The following is an 18,426-nucleotide window of genomic DNA, read 5'->3' as shown; positions in this document are numbered from 1 at the left end:
GGGGGTGTGCGGCGGTCGGGTCAGCCGGTGGCGGTGACGGCCTTGCGGACCTCGTCGGCGATGTGGTCCAGATGGCCCTCGGCCAGGCCCGGGTGCGAGGGCAGCGCCAGCAGTTCCTGCGAGAGCCGCTCGGCCACCGGCAGGGACACCGCGTGGTGGTCGGCGAACGCGGGCTGCCTGTGCAGCGGGTAGGGGTAGCGCAGCAGCACCGGGACACCGCGCGAGCGCAGGTCGGCGGCGATGTCGGCGGCCGGGCGGCGGCCGCCGCCCGGGGCCACCCGCACCGCGTACTTCCAGAACGCGTGGGTGGTGCCCTCCGGCTCCACCGGCATTTCCAGCCCCTCGGTGCCGGCCAGCCGGCCGGACAGGTGGGCGGCGTTGCGGCGGCGGGCCTCGACCATCTCGCCCAGCCGCTTGTGCTGGGCGAGGCCGACGGCGGCCTGCACGGAGGTCAGACGGTAGTTGTAGCCGACCTCGTGCGCCCAGATCATGCCGGGGCTGCCGACGATCGGGCCCTCTCCGTGGCTGCGCAGCCGGCGCACCCGCTCCGCGTAGACCGGGTTGTTCGTGAGCACGGCCCCGCCCTCGCCGCCCGATGTGATCACCTTCTGCTCGAAGAGGCTGACGCAGGCCAGGTCGCCGAAGCCGCCGACGGGACGGCCGCCGATCTCGGTGCCGAGGGCCTGCGCGGCGTCCTCGACGAGCGGTACGCCCGCCTCGGCGGCCACGGCGGACAGCCCGGCCATGTCGGCGGCCACACCGTTGATGTGGACCACCACGATGGCCTTGGTGCGCTCGGTGATCAGCGACTTCACCGACACCGGGTCCAGGCAGTGGGTGTCCGGGGTGACATCGGCGAAGACCGGGCGGGCGCCGAGGTAGACCACCGGGCTGGCGGAGCCGATGAAGGTGTGGGTGGGCACGATGACCTCGTCGCCGGGGCCCACGTCGAGGGCGTGCAGGGCCAGGTGGACGGCGGCCGTGCCGGTGGAGACCGCGACGGCGTGCTCCACGCCCTGGCCGGCCGCCAGCACCGCCTCGAACTCCTCGACCGTGCTGTTGCCCAGCCCCACCAGGCGGTTGGAGCGCAGGGCCGCCACCGCCGCCTCGATGTCTTCGTCCGTCAGCTGGGGCCAGCGCGGCAGTTCCTGGAAAGAGCTCAACGGTTCGAACCTTTCGACTCGGTTGGTTTGCAGGGGGGTTGGTTTGCACAGGGGTTGGTTCGCGCGGGGGTTGGTTCGCGCGGGGGGTGTCGGTTCAGCGCAGGCCGAGGGCGGCCCGGACCGTGCCGAACAGTGCGGTGTTCTGCTGGAGGCCGGTCACCCGGTGGGCGAGCGGCCCCCGGGCGGCGACCGGGACCGGCGCCCCGGTGTGCTCCTGCGGCTCGCCGGGCGCCGCGGTGCCGTATCCGAGCCGCATCGGGACGCCCTCGTCGGTCAGGAGGGTGGCGGACAGTCCGGCCGGAGGGGCGTCCTCGGGCAGGATCTGGGTCGCGTGACCGTGGTCGGCGGTGACGATCACCAGGGTGTCCCGGTGCCGTCCGGCGTGGTCGAGGGCGGCCGCGACCGCCCGGTCGAAGGCCAGGGTCTCCCCCAGCTGTCCGCACGGGTCGGCGTCATGGGCCCGGTCGTCGATCGAGGCGCCCTCCACCTGGAGGAAGAAGCCCTTCCCGGGGCCGCCCCGGTGGTCGCGCCGGGCCGTCAGCAGGTCCAGGGCGGCCCGGGTGCTCTCGGCCAGGGTGGGTGTGCCGGCGGGCCGGGCGGGGTTGCGGACGGAGCACCGCCGGGGCTCGGTGCCGCCGGGGGCGGCGGCCGGCCCGGTCCACTCCACCGGTACGTACTCGGGGGCGAACAGCCCGAGCACCGGCCGGCCGGGGCGGGCCGCCGCCAGCTGGGCCCGGTCCCGCACCACCTGGTAGCCGGCCGACCGGGCCTGGTCCAGGACGGTGCGGCCGCGGAACGGGCCGTCCGTGACGGTCTGCGCGAAGTGCGCGGATCCGCCGCCGAGCAGGACGTCGGGGCGGGCGGCGACCGTCTGCTCGGCCACCGAGCCGGCGCCGCCGCGGGCCCGGGTGTCCGCCGGGCAGGCGGCCATGTCGGCCGGGCCCTTGCAGGACCGGTCCGTGACGTGCGCGGTCAGCGCGGCCGGGGTCGCGTCGGCCACCGAGGCGGTGGTGACGCTGCCGGTGGCGTAGCCCCGGTCGCGGGCGAGTTCCAGCAGGGTGGGCAGCGGCCGGTTGGTGTCGTGCGACTTGGAGACCCGGCCGTTGACGGTGCGCCGCCCGGTCGCCCAGGCGGTGGCCCCGGCCGCGGAGTCGGTGACGTAGACCGGCCGGCCCCGCTCGTCCACCGAGAAGGTGGTGCGCCGGCCGGTGTGGTCCAGGGTGTCCATGGCCAGCCGGCCGGCCGCGCCCGCCGCGTAGTTGCGGGCCGCGGTGATCTCCGGGTCGCCCATGCCGTCGCCGATCAGCAGGATGACGTTCCGCGCCGGGGCTCCTCCGCCGCCGGGCCCGCCGGCGGGGGTGGGGGTGGCGGTGGCGGTGGACGCGCCGGGCGCGGTGGCCAGGAGGAGCAGGGCCGCACCCAGGACGGCGCCGCGCCGGTACGGGGCCCGCCCGTCCGGCCGCCTCACCGGGACTGCCCGGCGACCAGCGCACCGGCGGCCGGTGAACCGGCGGGGGCGTCCCGGCGGTCCGGGTCCAGCGCGATCCGGGTCCCGGTCCGGGCGGCCCGGCCGGCGGCCGCCGCCACCTGCTGCGCCCGCAGGGCGTCCGCCCCGGTGCAGGGGCTGGGCTCCCCGCGGGTCACCATGCCGAGGAAGGCGTGGATCTCCTGCCGGTAGGCGGTCTCGAAGCGGTCGGTGAAGTCCTGGTAGGCGGGGCGGGACCGGGAGTCGGGCGGGCAGCCCGTGCCTTCCTGGCCGAGCAGCCGCAGCGGGGTCCGCGGGCCGAGGCCGACCGACAGCGAGCCCTTGGTGCCCAGCACCTCCACCCGGTGGTCGTATCCGTGCGGGTCCAGCCGGGAGGCGCTGAGCACGGCGCGGGCCCCGTCGGCGAGGGTGAGGACGGCGGTGGCCACGTCGTAGCCGGCGCCGCCGAGCAGCCGGGCCCCGTCCGCCTGCACGGCGGCGGTGGGCTGTCCGGTCAGCCAGTGCACGGCGTCGATGTCGTGGATCAGGCAGTCGGTGAAGATGTCGCCCGCGGTCTCCTCGTAGCCGCCGGCCGGCGGCCGGTGGTCGAAGGCGGTGCACCGCACCAGCAGGATCCGCCCGAGTTCCCCGGCGGTGATCCGTGCGCGCAGTTCCCGGTACTCGGGGTCGCAGCGCCGCTGGAAGCCGACGTGCAGCAGGGTGTGTCCGAGCGCCCCGGCCAGTTCGCGGGCCTCGGTCTCGTCGGCGGTCAGCGGCTTCTCGCAGAACACCGGCAGCCCGGCCCGGGCAGCTGCCAGCAGCGGGGCCCGCCGCTGGGTGGCGGGGGTGGCCACGACCAGGGCGTCCGCCCCGGCGACGGCGTCGGCGAGCTCCGGCACGGCGGTCACCTCGGACAGCGCCCCGGCCGACAGCTCCCGGGCCAGCCGGCGGGCTCCGGCGGGGTCGGCGTCGTACACCAGCAGGGCGGGCGGGTCCGGTAGTTCGAGCAGTGTGCGGGCGTGGAGTCGGCCCATGCGGCCGGCTCCGACGATTCCCACTCTCATCGGGGGTCTCCGTAACGTCGGGCGCGGTCGTGCGCGGGGTGCGCGGTGCGGTACGCGGTGGGTGCCCGGGCGGTCCGTCAGTCGAGGACGACGGCCCAGCGGGGGTCGGTGACGTCCACCCCGCTGGACGCGAGCTTGGCGCGCAGTTCGGTGCGCAGCCCCGGCAGGTCCGCCTTGGACAGCCGCAGGTTCGCGGCGAGCCGGGTGCCGCGGGTGCGGTAGGCGGCGGGGGCGTCCGGGCGGCGGTTGAAGTCCTCCAGCAGCAGCGCGTCCACATGCGCCGACCAGGGCAGTTCGTGGATGCCGGCGGCGATCTCGCTGGGGCGCAGCCGGTGCCAGTAGGAGATGCCGCCCGCGTGGACGAGTTCGGGGGCGAAGACCTTGGTGCCGGGGAAGGCGTGGAAGTGGGCGATGCGCTGCCCCGCCGCGAGGGCCATCAGCTGGTAGAGCATCAGACCGTCGAAGACCACGCGGATCACCTCCTGGCCGTTGTGGAGGTGGTGGTACCGCTCGTGGCTGCGGACCTCCCGGCCGTCGTCGAGCACATCGACGAGACCGCCCTGCGGGAACGGCAGCCGGGGCCCCTCCAGGGCCATGACCTTCGCCAGCGCCCGTTCGTGGTGCGGTTCGATCCGCCGCACCATGGCCCCGTCGATCTCCTTCTCCGGGCCGGGCGGGACGTAGGAGTACGCGGCGGGGGTGACCGGGCCGCCGATGGCCCGCTCGATCTCGGGGCGCACCCGGGGATCGATGGCCAGGAACGGCGGGGCGGCCAGCGGGATCGGCCCGTAGCTGAGCGGGCCGCTGACGGCCGTGCCCGGTTCCAGTCCGTCCGTGCAGCGGTCGAACCAGTCGGTCTCGGTGACGAAGCAGTCCACGTCCACGATGCCGAAGGGCCGGTCCAGGTTGCGCAGCAGCAGTTCGAAGATCTCGTGGCTGCCGACCCGTTCCGTCAGGTCGAAGACGGGTGCGCCGCCGGTCATCCGGTCGCGGAGGGCGGTCTCCTCCGCGTCGAGTCCGGAGCAGATGTACACGCAGTTCAGCTTGTCGGGGACGAAGCGCAGGAAGTGGTGGAGGACGTGCAGCAGCCCGGTCGAGAAGAAGCAGAACCAGGGGGGCCGGTCCGCCGGCAGGTCCGCGAGGAGTTCCCGGAACCGCGGGTCGAGTTCGTGCAGGGGTTCTTCGGTCGGTGTCACCGTGGTGGTCCCATTCTCCTTGCCGGGGCGGGTACCGGTACCGGCACACGGGCGGTGCGGCGGGGCGTGCCGCACCGCCCGTCCTCGGACGGCCTCGGACGGATCGGACGGGTGCTCGGACGGGTCAGACGGTGTCCCAGTAGTCGCCGAGCCGGAAGGGCAGCCCGTAGGACACCGACTTCCGGTCGCTGGGCTGGTAGGCGGCCCGCGGCAGGATCCGGAAGTCCATGCTGACCCGGCTGATCTCGGTGTCGTTGACGACGTTCCCGTGCCAGGAGTTGGCCCCGTCGAAGCGGATGACGTCGCCGTACTCGGCGTGCACCGGCTCCTCGTCGATCCACAGGGTGTTGTTGCCGTACGCCCTGGTCAGCGGCACCCAGTAGTTGACCTCGGCGGGGTCGTGCCCGAAGTCGCGGTCGCGGTGCCAGGAGCCGACGGCGACGGAGTTCCGCAGGTGCACCCGGAAGGTGGGGACCCGCTGGAGGTAGACCTCGTCGACGGTGTCGCCGAGCAGCTCCCGGGCCAGGGTGCGGTAGGCGGGCTGGATGATGTCGGCGTTGTCGTAGAAACGCTTGTGGTACGGCGTGCTCTGGTCGGTCTCCCGGGTGGCCAGCCATTCGCTGGCGGCCAGGCCCTCCAGGTCGTCCACGTCCATCACCTCGCGGACGAGGTCGGCGAGGAGCACCTTGCTCACGTCGTACCGAAGCCGTGTGTACTTCGCCATGGGGGCCTCCTCAGACCTGCATGCGGCCGCGCAGCCGGGTGCACTTCCGGTACCAGCCGCCGACCAGTTCGTCGATCACCGGGTCGCCCGTCTCCCCGTCGCTGACCTCGTGGGACCGGCCGGCGGCACGCAGGGCGAGCCTCCGGGCGGCGAGCCGCAGGGGCACCGCGGGGATGGTGAGGCGTTCCAGGTGGTTGCCCAGCCGCTCGACGGGGCTGAGGTCGAAGAACTCGCGCTGCCAGCGGAGTTCGTTGTGCCGCCAGTCCTTCAGTCCGTTGAAGGCGCGGCCGTCGTTGTGGTGCATGACGTCCTGGAGGTCCTGGACCATCACGCGTTTGCCGGCGGCGCGCACCAGCGTGGCGAGGATGACCCCCAGACCCTCGAAGCCGCGGTAGTGGCCTTCGGGGAAGCGGACGTTCTCGATGGTCCAGCGGTTGACGCAGAGGATGACGTCGTCCACGGCGTCGACCTCGTAGCGGTCCGAGCCGTAGTCGTGGACCTTGTCGTAGTCGGTGACCCGGCCGCGCCGGGTCTCCTTCTCGTTCCACCAGGCCAGCGAGACCGTGTCGGAGCCGCCGACCGAGCCGAGCATGCCCACGGAGTCGTCCTCGAACACCGACTGGGCGACGTCGGCCGGGTTCTTCCGCAGCTCGACGTCGTCGTGGAGCATCACCAGCCCGGTGATGTCGGAATTGGCCGCCGCCTGGTCGAACATGGCGTTGTAGGCCGAGAAGAGCGAGCGCTGGTTGCGCATGGTGAACACCGGGCTGCCCGGTGTCCGGACGCGTTCGATGCCGGGCAGGCATGTCCGCTCGAACAGGTTGCCCGGGCCGACGCAGACCCCGTAGCCGATCACGTGTGCCAACCTCCCTTAGCCGTAGTGGAGTCGATCGCCGAGCCTCAGAAGCGGTAGGTCTCCAGGGAGCCGTTGCGCCGGACGTCGAGGCTGGCGCAGTGGAAGCCGCCGCCGAGGGTCCGCGAGTGGGTCAGCTGGAGCGGCAGCACGTTCATCCCGTGCTTCTCCAGCAGGCTGATCAGCGCGGTCTGCCGGCGGTCCACCACGGCCAGGTCGGGGCGTACGACCAGCAGGTTCATCCCGATCCACACCGAGCAGTGCGGCTTGTCGCCGGTGAAGCCGATGTCGACCAGCTCCGGGCAGGTGATGGTCTCCCAGGAGCGCAGGAAGTCCGGCATGTTCTCGTCGTTCACCCGCGAGGGGTTCGTGAGGACCAGCCCGGGGCGCAGCGGCACGATGGTGGAGTCCACATGGGTGGAGGCGTACAGCTTGCGGCAGGGGTGGACGGTGTAGGCGTCTCCGACCGCCGACTGGAGCCAGCGGGCGCCCAGTTCGTTGCCGCTGTCGGAGACCAGGTAGAGCAGGTCGGTGCCGAAGCGCAGGACGTTGGCGGCGTCGAACACCGGCTCCACGTCGGTGAGCCGCTCCCCGGCGGCCGCCGCCGGGTCGTAGGAGGCGTCGGTCAGCCGGGGCTTGGGGGCGGACAGCCAGCGGGAGCCGCTGTCGAAGTACTCCAGCAGGATGTCCTTGTAGGCCAGGGACTCCAGGAAGCGGGCCCGCAGCGCCATCGGGGTCTCGATGATGGTCTCGCCGACGGACAGCAGGCCGTCGCGCGGGCAGTAGTCGTGGAAGCCGTCGGTCTCCCAGTCGGGGGTTTTGATCAGGGCGGAGTTGTCGCGGGGGCCGGGCCGCCGGACCTTGATCCCCAGCTTGGTCAGTTCCTCCGCGAAGACGTGGAGCTCCTCCTCGGTCTCCTTCAGCACGCGGTCCGGGTAGGCCCCCGAGGGGATCTGGTCCTGGCTGCCGTAGTCCCCCGCGTACTCCACGGCGAAGACGCTGCGGTCGGCGCGGGGCACCCGGGCGCCCACCGCCGTCCCGATGATGATCTCCTCCAGCGGGTCCCATTCGTTGTGCACGCTTACAAGGCTCATGGCTCTCCTTAATCGGGCGAAACATGACGAAAACGCGGGGCGGCGGGCAGGACTCGGCCCGGCTCGGCCCGACAGGGCGCGGGTGCGCGTGGGGTGGGAGTGGGGTGGGGGGTGGGTGCGAGTGGGGCGAGGGGCGACATCTGCGGTCCACCGTGGTCGCCTGCTCCCCCGGACTCGACGAAGGCTAGCAGCGCGGTTCCGCTCCGGCATGCGTCCAGCGGCGCGGGCACGGTGCGGAAACGACGCCGGACCGTTCGACTGCGGGCGGTCGGCAGTCGAACGGTCCGGCGGTGGGCGGTGGGGGTCGGGACGGGTCGGTGCGGGACCGGCCGGGATCAGCGGTCGAGCAGGGCGTCCGCCACCGCGGTCTGGGACGGGGCGATCGCGGTCCGGCCGTCCTCGATGTCCCACAGGGTGTTCTGCAGCAGCCTGGCCAGGGTCCAGCCGGCCGCCCGGCCGCGGTCCAGCTCCAGGGCCTCGGTCAGCAGGTCGAAGCGCCGCCGGACCACTCTCAGCGGGTCGCCGGTGGCCTCGACCAGCTCCCAGCCGGTGTCCAGGGCCGGCCACAGGTCGAAGCCCGGGTCGCCGACCAGCGGCTCCGGGTCGATGGCCAGCCACGGCTCGCGCTCGGCGGCGAGCACGTTCCCGTAGTGCAGGTCCCAGTGCAGCATCCGGTCGCCGGGATCGGCCAGCAGCTCGCCGACGGCCGAGGCCCAGTCGCGCAGCCGCTTCCGGTCGGCCGGGTCCGTCAGGGAGTCGACAGCGGAGGGGACTTCCTTCACCATGTCGCTCGCGATGTCGCCGAGGGAGCGCAGCCCGGCGGGTGCCGGGACGGAGTGCAGCCGGGCCAGCAGGCCGGCGAGGACCCGCTGGGCGGAGTCGTCGTCCTCCAGCGACTCCAGGGTGCGCGAACCGTCCAGCCGCTCCAGCAGCATGGTGCTGGACCCGGGGTCGTGGTCGAGCAGCCGCACGATGCCGTTCCCGTTCCAGGCGCGCAGCCCGATCGTGGCGGCGGCGGTCTCCTCGCGGGGCATCTGGAGCTTCAGTGCGGCCCGGGTGCCGTCCGCGCGCAGCACCGGCACCACCACCGAGGCCTCTCCGGAGCCGATGGCGCCGTCTCTCCTCAGCTCCCAGCGGTCGGAACACCGGGCGACGAGGGCGGGCAGCCCGGCGATCCAGGCGCGTCCCTCCTCACCGCCGCTTCTCTCGTACGCCTCGGCCAGGGCGTCCGGGACGTGGATGGGGTCGGATGAACTCATGGGGGGATCCTTACGGTTCTGGTCTGTCGGGGGCCGTGCGCGCGCGGGCTACGTCGCGGACATCGCGCGGGTTACGTCGCGGGTATGGCGCGCAGGCCGTGGGTGCGGGAGGCCGGCGGAGCTGCCCGGCCCAGGCGCACGGCGGCCAGTGACGGCCGTACCGCCGGGTCGCGTACGGGCACGTCACGCACGGGTCCGGCCGACGTCTCCTCGGCCTCGGCCTGCTCCAGCTCCTCCGCCACCCGGTGCCAGATGTCGGCGCAGCCGCGGGCGAGTTCGGCGATGACCTTGACGCAATGGGGTGGCACGTTGCCTAACAAGCGCTCCCAGTCCTGGTTGCGCACGGCCACCACGTTGAGCCAACGTAACAGCGCCCTTCCGTCCTCGGTCAGCCGGACGGAGGGGTCACGGCTGAGATGGCGCAGCACCATGACGTGGGAGGGCCCGATCCCCTCGGCCCGCTCGGCACGGGCCGGCGGCTCCTCGACGGGCCCCTGTTTGGCCTGGTCGCGGTCGCGTTCGGGCAGCGGGCTCTCGCCGCGGGCCAGCCGCTTGCGGACGTCGGAGGCCGTGCTCGGGGACACCCCGGCCTGGGCGGCGATCTGCCGGAGCGAGGCGGAGGGGTTCTCCTGGATCAGCCGGCTCGCCAGCCTCCTGCCCTCGGTGGGGTCCAGCGGCCGGGCCCGTCCGTCCCTGCCGATCCGCACGTTCGACTGCGGAACCCCCACACTCGAACAGGACCGCAGGGTCCCCACCGTCTTCGCCGACAGCCCGGTCGCCAGGCCGATGGCCCGGTCGGACCAGAAGGGGTGGCTGTCGAGGACCCGGGCCGCCGCGGCCTTCCGGTCGTCGAGGGAGAGCGGCAGGCCGTGGGTGACGTTGGACTTCACCGCGAAGACGAAGGCCTCCTTCTCCTCGCCCTCGAAATACCGGACCGCGATCTCGGTGGCCCCGCGCAGTTCGCTGGCCCGCAGCCGGTGCATTCCGTCGATGACGCGCCGCGTCCCGGGCATCACCACGATCGGCGGCAATTCCGCGCCCGAGGCTGCGAGAGTGCGGATGTGCTCGATGTCCTCGCCGGCGCTCCGGGGGGAATCCGAAGGCCGTAGGGATTCGATGGGAACGAGCACCACGTCAGATAATTTCAGTTCCCCCTCGTCGGGCGCGCCCACGCTTCCCACCGGCTGCTCACGGGCTTGCTCGGGACTCTTCCCTGAAATATGCTCCATTACACACCCTTCAATTACGGGTATTCGCGGCAATAAAGAGCGGTCATTTGCACTTCGTATCCTAGCATCCATATAGCGGTGTTCATCCGGGTAAAGCGGACGTCAAATGGCCGAAAAGCAGCCTTAAAATGCAAGGTCAGGAGCCGGGTCTACCGGCCGCCACCAGCGAAGAAGACCCCGGGGAGCGGCCCCAGGCGGCACGCGGCCATCGCCTCGCGCCCCTCGCAACCCATTGCAACCCTTTTCTTTCGGCCACGCACCGGAATCCCGACGCTATCCGTCGATTACTCGGCGCGTCCCCCAACCGGCGCACCCCATCCAAGTGATCACGCCACAGTGGCCGGATCCATCCGCCACGGACGACCACGCGGGGAGAACGACATGAAAGCCCTGGTATTGGCAGGAGGCACCGGAACACGCCTCAGGCCCATCACCCACACATCCGCCAAACAACTGGTACCGGTCGCGAACAAGCCCGTGCTGTTCTACGGCCTGGAAGCGATCGCCGAGGCCGGCATCACCGACGTGGGCATGGTCGTGGGCGACACTTCGGACGAGATTATGGACGCCGTGGGAGACGGCTCCAAATTCGGTCTGAACGTGAGCTACATTCCCCAGGCGAAACCCCTGGGGCTCGCCCACGCCGTCCTGGTGGCCCGGGACTTCCTGGGCGAAGAGGATTTCATCATGTATCTCGGCGACAACTTCGTCGTGGGCGGAGTCGAGGACCTGGTGCGGGAATTCCGGGCGGCCCGCCCGGCCGCCCACCTGCTGCTCACCCGGGTGCCCGACCCGCAGGCGTTCGGCGTGGCCGAGCTCAGCCCCTCGGGGCGGGTGCGCGGCCTGGAGGAGAAGCCCGCCCACCCCAAGAGCGATCTGGCCCTGGTCGGCGTCTACCTCTTCTCCCCCGCGATCCACGAGGCGGTGGCGGCCGTCAAACCCTCCTGGCGCGGGGAACTGGAGATCACCGACGCCGTCCAGTGGCTGATCGACGCCGGCCAGGACGTGCGGTCCACCCAGATCACCGGCTACTGGAAGGACACCGGCAACGTCGCCGACATGCTGGAGGTCAACCGGCTCGTGCTGGAGGGCGTCGAGACCCGCTGCGACGGCCGGGTGGACGAGCACAGCGACCTGATCGGCCGGGTCCGGATCGAGGAGGGCGCCGAGGTCCGCAACTCCCGCGTGGTGGGCCCCGCCGTGATCGGCGCCGGCACCGTCGTCGCCAACTCGTACGTGGGACCGTTCACTTCCATCGCCGAGGACTGCGTGGTCGAGGACAGCGAGGTGGAGTTCTCCATCGTGCTGCGCGGCGCGTCCATCTCCGGGGTGCGGCGGATCGAGGCCTCGCTGATCGGCCGGCACGTCCAGGTGACCTCCGCGCCCCCGGTGCCGTACGCCCACCGGCTGGTGCTCGGCGACCACAGCAGGGCCCAGATCTCCTCCTGACCCGACCGCCCGACCGCCGCCCGAACCGAACCGAACCAAACCCGATCCCGATCCCGATCCCGACCAGAAGCGGAGCCCGTCGCCTTGACCACCCATCTGCTCGTCACCGGCGGGGCCGGTTTCATCGGCTCCCGGTACGTCCGCACCCTGCTCGGTCCCGACGGGCCGCCCGACGTGGTGGTGACCGTCCTGGACGCCCTCACCTACGCCGGCAACCCGGACAACCTGGCGGCCGTGCGCGGACACCCCCGCTACCGCTTCGTGCACGGGGACATCTGCGACGCCGCCCTGGTCGACCGGGTGATGGCCGGCCAGGACCAGGTCGTGCACTTCGCCGCCGAGTCCCACGTCGACCGCTCCCTGCTGGACGCCTCCGTCTTCGTGCGGACCAATGTGCACGGCACCCAGACCCTGCTGGACGCCGCCACCCGGCACGGGATCGGCCGCTTCGTCCAGGTGTCCACCGACGAGGTCTACGGCTCCGTGGAGCAGGGCTCCTGGACCGAGGACGAGCCGCTGCGCCCCAACAGCCCCTACTCCGCCTCCAAGGCCTCGGCCGACCTGCTGGCCCTGGCCCACCACGTCAGCCACGGCCTGGACGTGCGGGTCACCCGCTGCTCCAACAACTACGGCCCGCACCAGTTCCCGGAGAAGCTGATCCCCCGGTTCATCACCCTGCTGATGGACGGGCACCGGGTCCCGCTCTACGGGGACGGGCTGCACGTCCGGGAGTGGCTGCACGTCGACGACCACGTCCGCGGCATCGAGGCGGTCCGCACCCGCGGCCGGGCCGGCCGGGTGTACAACATCGGCGGGGGCGCCACACTGAGCAACAAGGAGTTGGTCGGGCTGCTGCTCGAAGCCTGCGGCGCCGGCTGGGACAGCGTGGAGTACGTCGAGGACCGCAAGGGACACGACCGGCGGTACGCCGTGGACTCCACCCGCATCCGGCGGGAACTGGGCTTCGCCCCGCGGACCGGCCTGGCCGACGGGCTGGCCGCCACCGTCGCCTGGTACCACGCGCACCGTTCCTGGTGGGAACCGCTGATCCCGGTCGGTTCGCTGCCCGACTGAGCGGGGCGCCCCCCTCCCGTCCGCCGCCCGGCCGCCCGGCACGCACCCCTCGGAGACCTACAGCATGTCCCCGTACCCCCGCCCGCGTTGGCTCGTGACCGGTGCGTCCGGCATGCTGGGGCGCGAGCTCACCTCCCTGCTGGTACGCCGGGGGGCCTCCGTCACCGCGCTCGGCCGCCGCGCCCTGGACGTCTCCGACGGCCCGGCCGTACGGTCCGCGCTGGCCCGCCACCGGCCGGCCGTGGTGGTCAACTGCGCGGCGTGGACCGCGGTGGACGCGGCCGAGTCGGATCCGGCCCCGGCCATGGCGGTCAACGCCGACGGGCCGCTCCACCTCGCCGGGGCCTGCCGCGCCCTGGGCGCCGTCCTGCTCCAGCTGTCCACCGACTACGTGTTCGCCGGCACCGGCGCGAGCCCGCACCGGGAGGACGGACCCACCGGTCCGCACACCGTCTACGGGCGCGGCAAGCTGGCCGGGGAGCGGGCCGTGCTGGAGGCGCTGCCGGAGACCGGCTACGTGGTCCGCACGGCCTGGCTGTACGGGGCGGGCGGGCCCAACTTCGTGATGAAGATGATCCGGCTGGAGGCCGAGCGGGACACCGTGGCCGTGGTGGACGACCAGCACGGCCAGCCGACCTGGACCGCGGACCTCGCGGACCGGCTGGCCGTGCTGGGTTCGGCGGCGCTGGCGGGGGCGGCCCCGGCCGGGATCTACCACGCCACCAACACCGGGGCCACCACCTGGTACGCGCTGGCCCGCGAGACCTTCCGGATGCTGGGCGCCGACCCGGACCGGATCCGGCCCACCAGCAGCGCGGCACTGGCCCGGCCCGCCCTGCGGCCCGGGTTCAGCGTGCTGGCCCAGCCCCGCTGGGCGGAGGCGGGGCTGGAGCCGCTGCGGCACTGGGGCGGCGCGCTGGCCGAGGCCTTCCCGGCGCTCCGCGCGGCCGCCGGCCGGCCGGCCCGCTGACCGGCGCCCGCCGACCGCCCCGCGCCCGGCCGTGCCCGGCCCCGCGCCCGACACCCGCACCCGGGCCCGTACTCAGCCCCGGCGGCGTTCCCGCAGGCCCCGGTGGAAGGCCTCGCACTCCTCGTGGCTCGGCAGCAGGCCGCGGCGTTCCAGCTCGGCGATCCCGGGGGCCTTGCTGTCCTTGTCCGAGAGCACCGGCTCGATGTCCTCCGGCCAGACGATGCCGAGGTCCGGGTCGAGCGGGTTCACCCCGTGCTCCCGGCCGGGGGCGTAGCCCTGCGAGGTGAGGTAGACGACCACGGCGTCGTCGGTGAGCGCCATGAAGGAGTGCCCGAGACCGGCCTCGACGTACAGGCTGCGGCACGGGTCGTCGAGCCGGACGGCCTCCCAGGCCCGGTAGGTGGGGGAGCCGGTCCTGATGTCCACCACCACGTCCAGCACGGCACCGCTGACACAGGTGACGTACTTGGCCTGGCCGGGCGGGAGCTGCGCGAAGTGCACCCCGCGGAGCACCCCGCGCCGGGAGACGGAACGGTTCACCTGGAGCACCCCGGGGTCGTAGCCGAGCACCCCGCTGAGCACCCTGGCGCTGTACAGCTCGTGGAACTCGCCCCGGTCGTCGTCGAGCGCGTGGGTCTCGGACAGCCAGGCGCCTTGCACACTGAGCGGACGCACGTGCGCCCCCTTTCTGCTGGGATTCACTGCTGGGCTTCAGAAGCGGTAGGTCTGGAGGGTTCCGGTGCGGCGGACGTCGAGGGCGACCCCGTGGAACCCGCCGCCGAGCATCCGGGAGTGGGTCAGCCGCAGCGGCAGCACGTCCACCCCGTGCCGCTCCAGCACCCGCATCAGCGCCCGCTGCCGCCGGTCGACCACGACCAGCCCCGGCCGGACCACCAGCAGGCTCATCCCGATCCAGCGGGAGCAGTGCGGGACGTCCCCCGCGTAGCCGAGGCCGACCAGCTCCGGGCAGGCGATCCGCCGCCAGCCGTGCAGGACGGCGGGCAGGTTGTCGCCGGTCACCCGGGACGGGTTGACCAGCAGCAGGCCGGGACCCAGCGGGAGCAGGGTGGAGTCGATGTGGGTGGAGGAGTACAGACCGCGGCACGGGTGGACGGTGTAGGCGGAGCCCACGGCGGACTGCAGCCAGCGGGCTCCGAGTTCGTTGCCGCTGTCGGAGACCAGGTACAGCAGGTCGGTGCCCAGCCTCAGCACGTTGGCCGCGTCGAACACCGGCTCCCGGCCGCCGAGCCGGCCGCCGGGCGGCGCGGACGGGTCGTACATCGTCTCGTCCAGCCGGGGCTTGGGGGCGGAGATCCAGCGGCTGCCGCTGGCGAGGTACTCCACCAGCAGGTCCTTGTAGGCCAGGGACTCCAGGAAGCGGGCGCGCAGCGCCATCGGGGTCTCGATGACCGTGTCGCCGACGGTGAGCAGGCCGTCCCGGGGGCAGTAGTCGTGGTAGCCCTCGCTCTCCCAGTCGGGGGTGCGGACCGGGGCGGCGCTGTCCCGGGCGGCGGGGCGCCGGACGGTCACCCCGAGTCCGCGCAACTCCTCGCAGAGCTCTTCGAGTTCCTCCTCGGTCTCCTTGAGAGCCCGGTCCGGGTAGGGGCCGGTGGGGACCTCCCGCCAGCGGTCGGGGCCGGCGTATTCGGCGTACTCGACGGCGAGCAGGGACCGGTCGGCGGCCGGGACCCGGGCGCCGAGGGCGGTGCCGACGACCACCTCCTCCAGCGGGTCCCATTCGGTGTGGACGCCGACCAGGCTCACGTCCGGGACCCCGGCCCGGGTCCGGTCCCGGTGCCCGGCCCGGGTTCCGGGAGGTAGCGCAGCAGCCGGCCCCACATGGCGTCGTCGTCGGCGTCCCCGGCGTGGGGTCCGGTGAACCGGGTGGCGTACTCGGCTATCTCGGCCAGCTGCCAGCGGAGTTCGTAGAAGCGGAGGAACCCGGGGCGGCCCTCGGGGGCGGTGCCGAACACCCGGCTGAGGGGTGCCCAGTCGCGTTCCGGCGGGGCCCACATCGCTCCGCCCCAGTCGATGATGTCCACCCCGGAGCCGAACAGGACGTTGGCCAGGCTGGGATCCCCGTGGGTGAGCGCGGGGCGCTCGCCGCGCCAGTGGGCGGCGCACTCCCCGGCGACCCGGGCGGCCTCCTCGCGCAGCGCGTCCAGGCCGGGCCGGCAGTCGCGCACCCGTTCGGCCAGCCGGCGGCCGTAGGGCCCGCACTCCTCGGCGCCGCCGTCCAGCGCGGTCCGCAGCGCCTTGTCGAGGTCGTTGCCGAAGGGGAACCGGAAGTCCTCGGTGGGCACGTCCACCGGCCGGGAGGCCGGCGGCTCGAAGGCGTGCACCTCGCGCAACCGGCTGATGAGCAGGTCGAGTTGGTCGGGGGTGGGGGAGGTGGGGGGTGCGGTGGCGCGCTCCAGGTAGGGGAAGGCGACGACCGGGAGTCCGGCGATCCGGTGGACCACCCCGCCGTTCCGTCCGGCGAGCGGGGCGAGGACGTAGTCCTTCCCGCTCTCGCGCAGCAGCAGGGACACTTCGTACGCTCCGGGGAAGTGGCCCTCCAGATCGCGCCGGACGCTGATCCACAGCGGCCCGCAGCGGTACGACCAACTGTCCTCGCCGAGCGGGAAGAACTCCGGATCCGGTAATTCCCGGTCGCTCGGAAAATGATCACGGAAGTTTTCCTCAATGAGCCGGAGGATGCTCCGGCGTTCCACGAGCTTGTTTTCCAAGAGCATGCCAAAGCCTAACACCGGTGCCCGGAATGCCAATTGGACGTCCGACGGCGTACGGTGCGGCCATGACGGATGACAGCGATGTACGCCTCGCGCACCGGCTCACGGAAATAGCCGATGAATTGTCGATGGAATTCTTCGGGCGCGAACCGGCCACCCGCCGCAAGGACGACGGCAGCCCGGTCAGCGAGGCCGATCTCGCGGTGGAACGGGCCCTGCTGGCCGTACTGGCGGCGGAGCGCCCGGGGGACGCGGTCCTGACGGAGGAGAGCGGTGCGCTCGACGGCGGCACCGCCACCTCCGACGGCACCGGGCCCCGCCGCCGCTGGATCCTGGACCCCATCGACGGCACGATCCCCTTCCTGGCCGGGGAACGCGGCTGGGGCACCCATGTGGCCCTGGAGGTCGACGGCGAGCTCAGCACCGCCGTGCTCAGCCGCCCCACCGAACGGAGCCTGTGGTGGGCGGTCCGCGGCTGGGGCGCCTTCGCCTCCGTGCGGGGCGAGCCGCTGTCGGCGGCCCGCCGGCTGCGCGTCCCGCGGGCGGAGGTGCCCCTGGCGCGGGCCCGGGTGGGCGGGTTCCTGATGCCGGACTCCCCCGCCGAGCCGGTGCTCGGCCGGACGCACCGGGTGGAGTCCTCGGTCTGCCTGGTCGCGGACCTGCTGGAGGGCCGGGTGGAGGCGGTGGTCGACGAGGGCGGCCACGTCTGGGACCGGGCGCCGGCCGCCCTGCTGGTCCGGGAGGCCGGCGGCAGCGTCGACGACCTGCTCGGCCGGAGCCGGCTGGACGCCCGCTGGCTGGTCTACGCGGCCCCGGACCTGGCCACCCCCCTGGCCCGCCTCCTCCGCGAGGCGGGCGTCCCGGAGGAGCCGGCCCGGCCCCCCGGCAGCTAGGCCCGGCAGCTAGGCCTTGACCGCGCGGCGGAACCCGTCCGCCGCGCGCTCGATCTCGGCGGGCGAGGAGTCCGGATGGACCCCGTAGCCCGGGCCGAGGTAGTCGTCGGACACCCCGGTGGCCAGCGCGATCGAGCGGCCGAGGACGCTGTCGGTACGGGGCAGCGCCCCGGGTTCGAAGGCGCCCGCGGGCCCGCCCGCGATACCGCCCGGGGCCCGGCCCGGGGCCCGGGACGGAACCACCGCGTGGTCCCCGCGGCCGTAGGCGGTCAGCGCCGGGAGCCCCCCGTAGTAGTGCGTGGGCGAGTCGAGGAGCACCCGGGTGCCGAGCCGTCCGGCCACCTCCCGGGCGTGCCCGGGGTCCTCGAAGACGTACACGGCGACCGTGCCGCACTCCCCCTCGGGATCGTGCAGGGTCCGGCGGCTCACCCCGGGCAGGTCGCCGATCGCCTCCACCAGCCGGCGTTTGACCGAGCGGACCCGGCCGAGGATCAGGTCCAGTTTGCCGAGCTGGGCGAGCGCCACGGCCGCGTTCAGCTCGCCGAGCCCCAGGTTCATGCCGAGCAGCGCGTCGCCCTCGCCGCGGTCCCGGCGGTAGGGGAACCAGCCCTGGTCGTGGAAGGAGTAGGCGCGCTGGAAGACCAGCGGGTCCCCGGTGAGCACGAACCCGCCCTCCAGGGCGGTGAGCACCTTGTAGTGGTTGAGGGAGAACGTCCCGGCGTCGCCCAGGGTGCCCAGCGGGCGGCCGAGGTGGCTGCCGCCGGCGCTCTGCGCGCAGTCCTCCAGCAGCAGCAGCCCGTGCTCGTCGGCCAGCGCCCGCAGCGCGGTCATGTCGGCGGGGGCGCCCAGCATGTGCACCGGCATGACCGCCCGGGTGCGGGAGGTGATCCTGGCCCGGACGTCGGCCACGTCCAGGGTGAGGGACTCGTCGACCTCGGCAAGCACCACGTCGGCCCCGCAGTGCAGGACCGCCGCGATGGAGGCGACGAACATGTAGCCGGGCACGATCACCTCGTCGCCCGGTCCGATGCCGAGCCCCACCAGGGCGGCGATCAGCGCCGAGGTGCCGCTGTTGACGCCCAGGCAGTGGGCGGCGCCGAAGCGTTCGGCGGCGGCCCGCTCGAACCGGCGCACCCATTCCCCCTCACCGGGGTCGCCGAACGTCTCCCGGGCCGCGTACCAGTGGTCGAGCACGGCCATCACGTTGGCGCGCTCCTCGTCGCCGAAGAAGCGGTATCCAGGACCCGGCACGGTGGTTCCT

Annotated in this window: 17 protein-coding genes; 4 read left to right on the top strand and 13 right to left on the bottom strand. The window is 73.2% G+C overall.

Going from position 1 to position 18,426, the window contains the following annotated elements; translation table 11 throughout:
• Positions 1–20: 20 nt before the first annotated feature.
• The 9 genes from ACZ50K_RS18040 to ACZ50K_RS18000 form a co-directional block, all read right to left on the bottom strand.
• Complete coding sequence (locus ACZ50K_RS18040; protein ID WP_468903794.1) at positions 21–1,163, bottom strand: DegT/DnrJ/EryC1/StrS family aminotransferase; 1,143 nt, start codon at positions 1,161–1,163, stop codon at positions 21–23.
• 94 nt (positions 1,164–1,257) lie between these two features.
• On the bottom strand, positions 1,258–2,631 hold the full coding sequence (locus tag ACZ50K_RS18035; RefSeq protein WP_468903792.1) for an alkaline phosphatase: 1,374 nt from the start codon (positions 2,629–2,631) through the stop codon (positions 1,258–1,260).
• Positions 2,628–3,692 carry a Gfo/Idh/MocA family protein gene (locus ACZ50K_RS18030; protein ID WP_468903789.1) on the bottom strand — a complete coding sequence of 355 codons (1,065 nt, stop codon included), beginning with the start codon at positions 3,690–3,692 and terminating at the stop codon, positions 2,628–2,630. The genes ACZ50K_RS18035 and ACZ50K_RS18030 overlap by 4 nt, the downstream gene beginning before the upstream one ends.
• A gap of 77 nt (positions 3,693–3,769) precedes the next feature.
• A complete protein-coding gene (locus tag ACZ50K_RS18025; RefSeq protein WP_468903786.1) occupies positions 3,770–4,888 on the bottom strand; it encodes a dTDP-dihydrostreptose--streptidine-6-phosphate dihydrostreptosyltransferase in 1,119 nt (372 codons plus the stop codon).
• Between the two features lie 124 nt (positions 4,889–5,012).
• Positions 5,013–5,612: a streptomycin biosynthesis protein StrG gene (locus ACZ50K_RS18020; RefSeq protein WP_468903784.1), complete on the bottom strand. Its 600-nt coding sequence runs from the start codon at positions 5,610–5,612 to the stop codon at positions 5,013–5,015.
• 10 nt (positions 5,613–5,622) lie between these two features.
• Positions 5,623–6,468 (bottom strand): glycosyltransferase, encoded by an 846-nt coding sequence (locus tag ACZ50K_RS18015; RefSeq protein WP_468903782.1) that lies wholly within the window; start codon positions 6,466–6,468, stop codon positions 5,623–5,625.
• 44 nt (positions 6,469–6,512) lie between these two features.
• Positions 6,513–7,559: an inosamine-phosphate amidinotransferase 1 gene (locus ACZ50K_RS18010; protein ID WP_468903780.1), complete on the bottom strand. Its 1,047-nt coding sequence runs from the start codon at positions 7,557–7,559 to the stop codon at positions 6,513–6,515.
• A 335-nt stretch (positions 7,560–7,894) separates the two neighbouring features.
• Complete coding sequence (locus ACZ50K_RS18005) at positions 7,895–8,818, bottom strand: APH(6)-I family aminoglycoside O-phosphotransferase (RefSeq protein WP_468903777.1); 924 nt, start codon at positions 8,816–8,818, stop codon at positions 7,895–7,897.
• 71 nt (positions 8,819–8,889) lie between these two features.
• Complete coding sequence (locus tag ACZ50K_RS18000) at positions 8,890–9,831, bottom strand: ParB/RepB/Spo0J family partition protein (protein WP_468903775.1); 942 nt, start codon at positions 9,829–9,831, stop codon at positions 8,890–8,892.
• 597 nt (positions 9,832–10,428) lie between these two features.
• Here ACZ50K_RS18000 and ACZ50K_RS17995 point away from each other — a divergent pair.
• From ACZ50K_RS17995 to rfbD, 3 genes are all read left to right on the top strand, one after another.
• On the top strand, positions 10,429–11,496 hold the full coding sequence (locus ACZ50K_RS17995) for a glucose-1-phosphate thymidylyltransferase (RefSeq protein WP_468903773.1): 1,068 nt from the start codon (positions 10,429–10,431) through the stop codon (positions 11,494–11,496).
• Between the two features lie 84 nt (positions 11,497–11,580).
• Positions 11,581–12,570, top strand: a complete 990-nt coding sequence (rfbB, locus tag ACZ50K_RS17990) for a dTDP-glucose 4,6-dehydratase (protein ID WP_468903770.1) — start codon at positions 11,581–11,583, stop codon at positions 12,568–12,570.
• A 64-nt stretch (positions 12,571–12,634) separates the two neighbouring features.
• The gene (gene rfbD / locus ACZ50K_RS17985; protein WP_468903769.1) at positions 12,635–13,540 is read left to right on the top strand and encodes a dTDP-4-dehydrorhamnose reductase; all 906 of its coding nucleotides are present in this window, start codon (positions 12,635–12,637) and stop codon (positions 13,538–13,540) included.
• A 72-nt stretch (positions 13,541–13,612) separates the two neighbouring features.
• Here the strand turns inward: rfbD and ACZ50K_RS17980 are convergent, their stop codons facing one another.
• From ACZ50K_RS17980 to ACZ50K_RS17970, 3 genes are read right to left on the bottom strand one after another with little or no spacing between them, the layout of a single operon-like run.
• Positions 13,613–14,215, bottom strand: a complete 603-nt coding sequence (locus ACZ50K_RS17980) for a dTDP-4-dehydrorhamnose 3,5-epimerase family protein (RefSeq protein ID WP_468903766.1) — start codon at positions 14,213–14,215, stop codon at positions 13,613–13,615.
• Positions 14,216–14,251: 36 nt separating this feature from the next.
• Entirely contained in the window at positions 14,252–15,304 is a 1,053-nt protein-coding gene (locus ACZ50K_RS17975) for an inosamine-phosphate amidinotransferase 1 (protein ID WP_468903765.1), read from the bottom strand.
• The gene (locus ACZ50K_RS17970; RefSeq protein WP_468903762.1) at positions 15,301–16,275 is read right to left on the bottom strand and encodes an aminoglycoside phosphotransferase family protein; all 975 of its coding nucleotides are present in this window, start codon (positions 16,273–16,275) and stop codon (positions 15,301–15,303) included. The genes ACZ50K_RS17975 and ACZ50K_RS17970 overlap by 4 nt, the downstream gene beginning before the upstream one ends.
• Before the next feature lie 62 nt (positions 16,276–16,337).
• On the opposite strand from ACZ50K_RS17970, the gene ACZ50K_RS17965 reads away from it, so the two are divergent.
• On the top strand, positions 16,338–17,165 hold the full coding sequence (locus tag ACZ50K_RS17965; RefSeq protein ID WP_468903759.1) for an inositol monophosphatase family protein: 828 nt from the start codon (positions 16,338–16,340) through the stop codon (positions 17,163–17,165).
• A 9-nt stretch (positions 17,166–17,174) separates the two neighbouring features.
• Here the strand turns inward: ACZ50K_RS17965 and ACZ50K_RS17960 are convergent, their stop codons facing one another.
• Complete coding sequence (locus tag ACZ50K_RS17960; protein WP_468903756.1) at positions 17,175–18,416, bottom strand: DegT/DnrJ/EryC1/StrS aminotransferase family protein; 1,242 nt, start codon at positions 18,414–18,416, stop codon at positions 17,175–17,177.
• Between the last annotated feature and the right edge of the window lie 10 nt (positions 18,417–18,426).

The organism is Streptomyces sp. NPDC033845, from assembly GCF_055576225.1.
The sequence above is the reverse complement of the archived record's forward strand: the minus strand, read 5'-3'. Positions and strand labels throughout refer to the sequence as shown.

Coding starts and splice junctions, on each gene's coding strand:
- ACZ50K_RS18030 (WP_468903789.1), bottom strand. CDS start 3,692: ATGAGAGTGGGAATCGTCGGAGCCGGCCGCATGGGCCGACTCCACGCC.
- ACZ50K_RS18020 (WP_468903784.1), bottom strand. CDS start 5,612: ATGGCGAAGTACACACGGCTTCGGTACGACGTGAGCAAGGTGCTCCTC.
- ACZ50K_RS18010 (WP_468903780.1), bottom strand. CDS start 7,559: ATGAGCCTTGTAAGCGTGCACAACGAATGGGACCCGCTGGAGGAGATC.
- ACZ50K_RS18005 (WP_468903777.1), bottom strand. CDS start 8,818: ATGAGTTCATCCGACCCCATCCACGTCCCGGACGCCCTGGCCGAGGCG.
- ACZ50K_RS18000 (WP_468903775.1), bottom strand. CDS start 9,831: ATGCCCGGGACGCGGCGCGTCATCGACGGAATGCACCGGCTGCGGGCC.
- ACZ50K_RS17995 (WP_468903773.1), top strand. CDS start 10,429: ATGAAAGCCCTGGTATTGGCAGGAGGCACCGGAACACGCCTCAGGCCC.
- rfbD (WP_468903769.1), top strand. CDS start 12,635: ATGTCCCCGTACCCCCGCCCGCGTTGGCTCGTGACCGGTGCGTCCGGC.
- ACZ50K_RS17970 (WP_468903762.1), bottom strand. CDS start 16,275: ATGCTCTTGGAAAACAAGCTCGTGGAACGCCGGAGCATCCTCCGGCTC.
- ACZ50K_RS17965 (WP_468903759.1), top strand. CDS start 16,338: ATGACGGATGACAGCGATGTACGCCTCGCGCACCGGCTCACGGAAATA.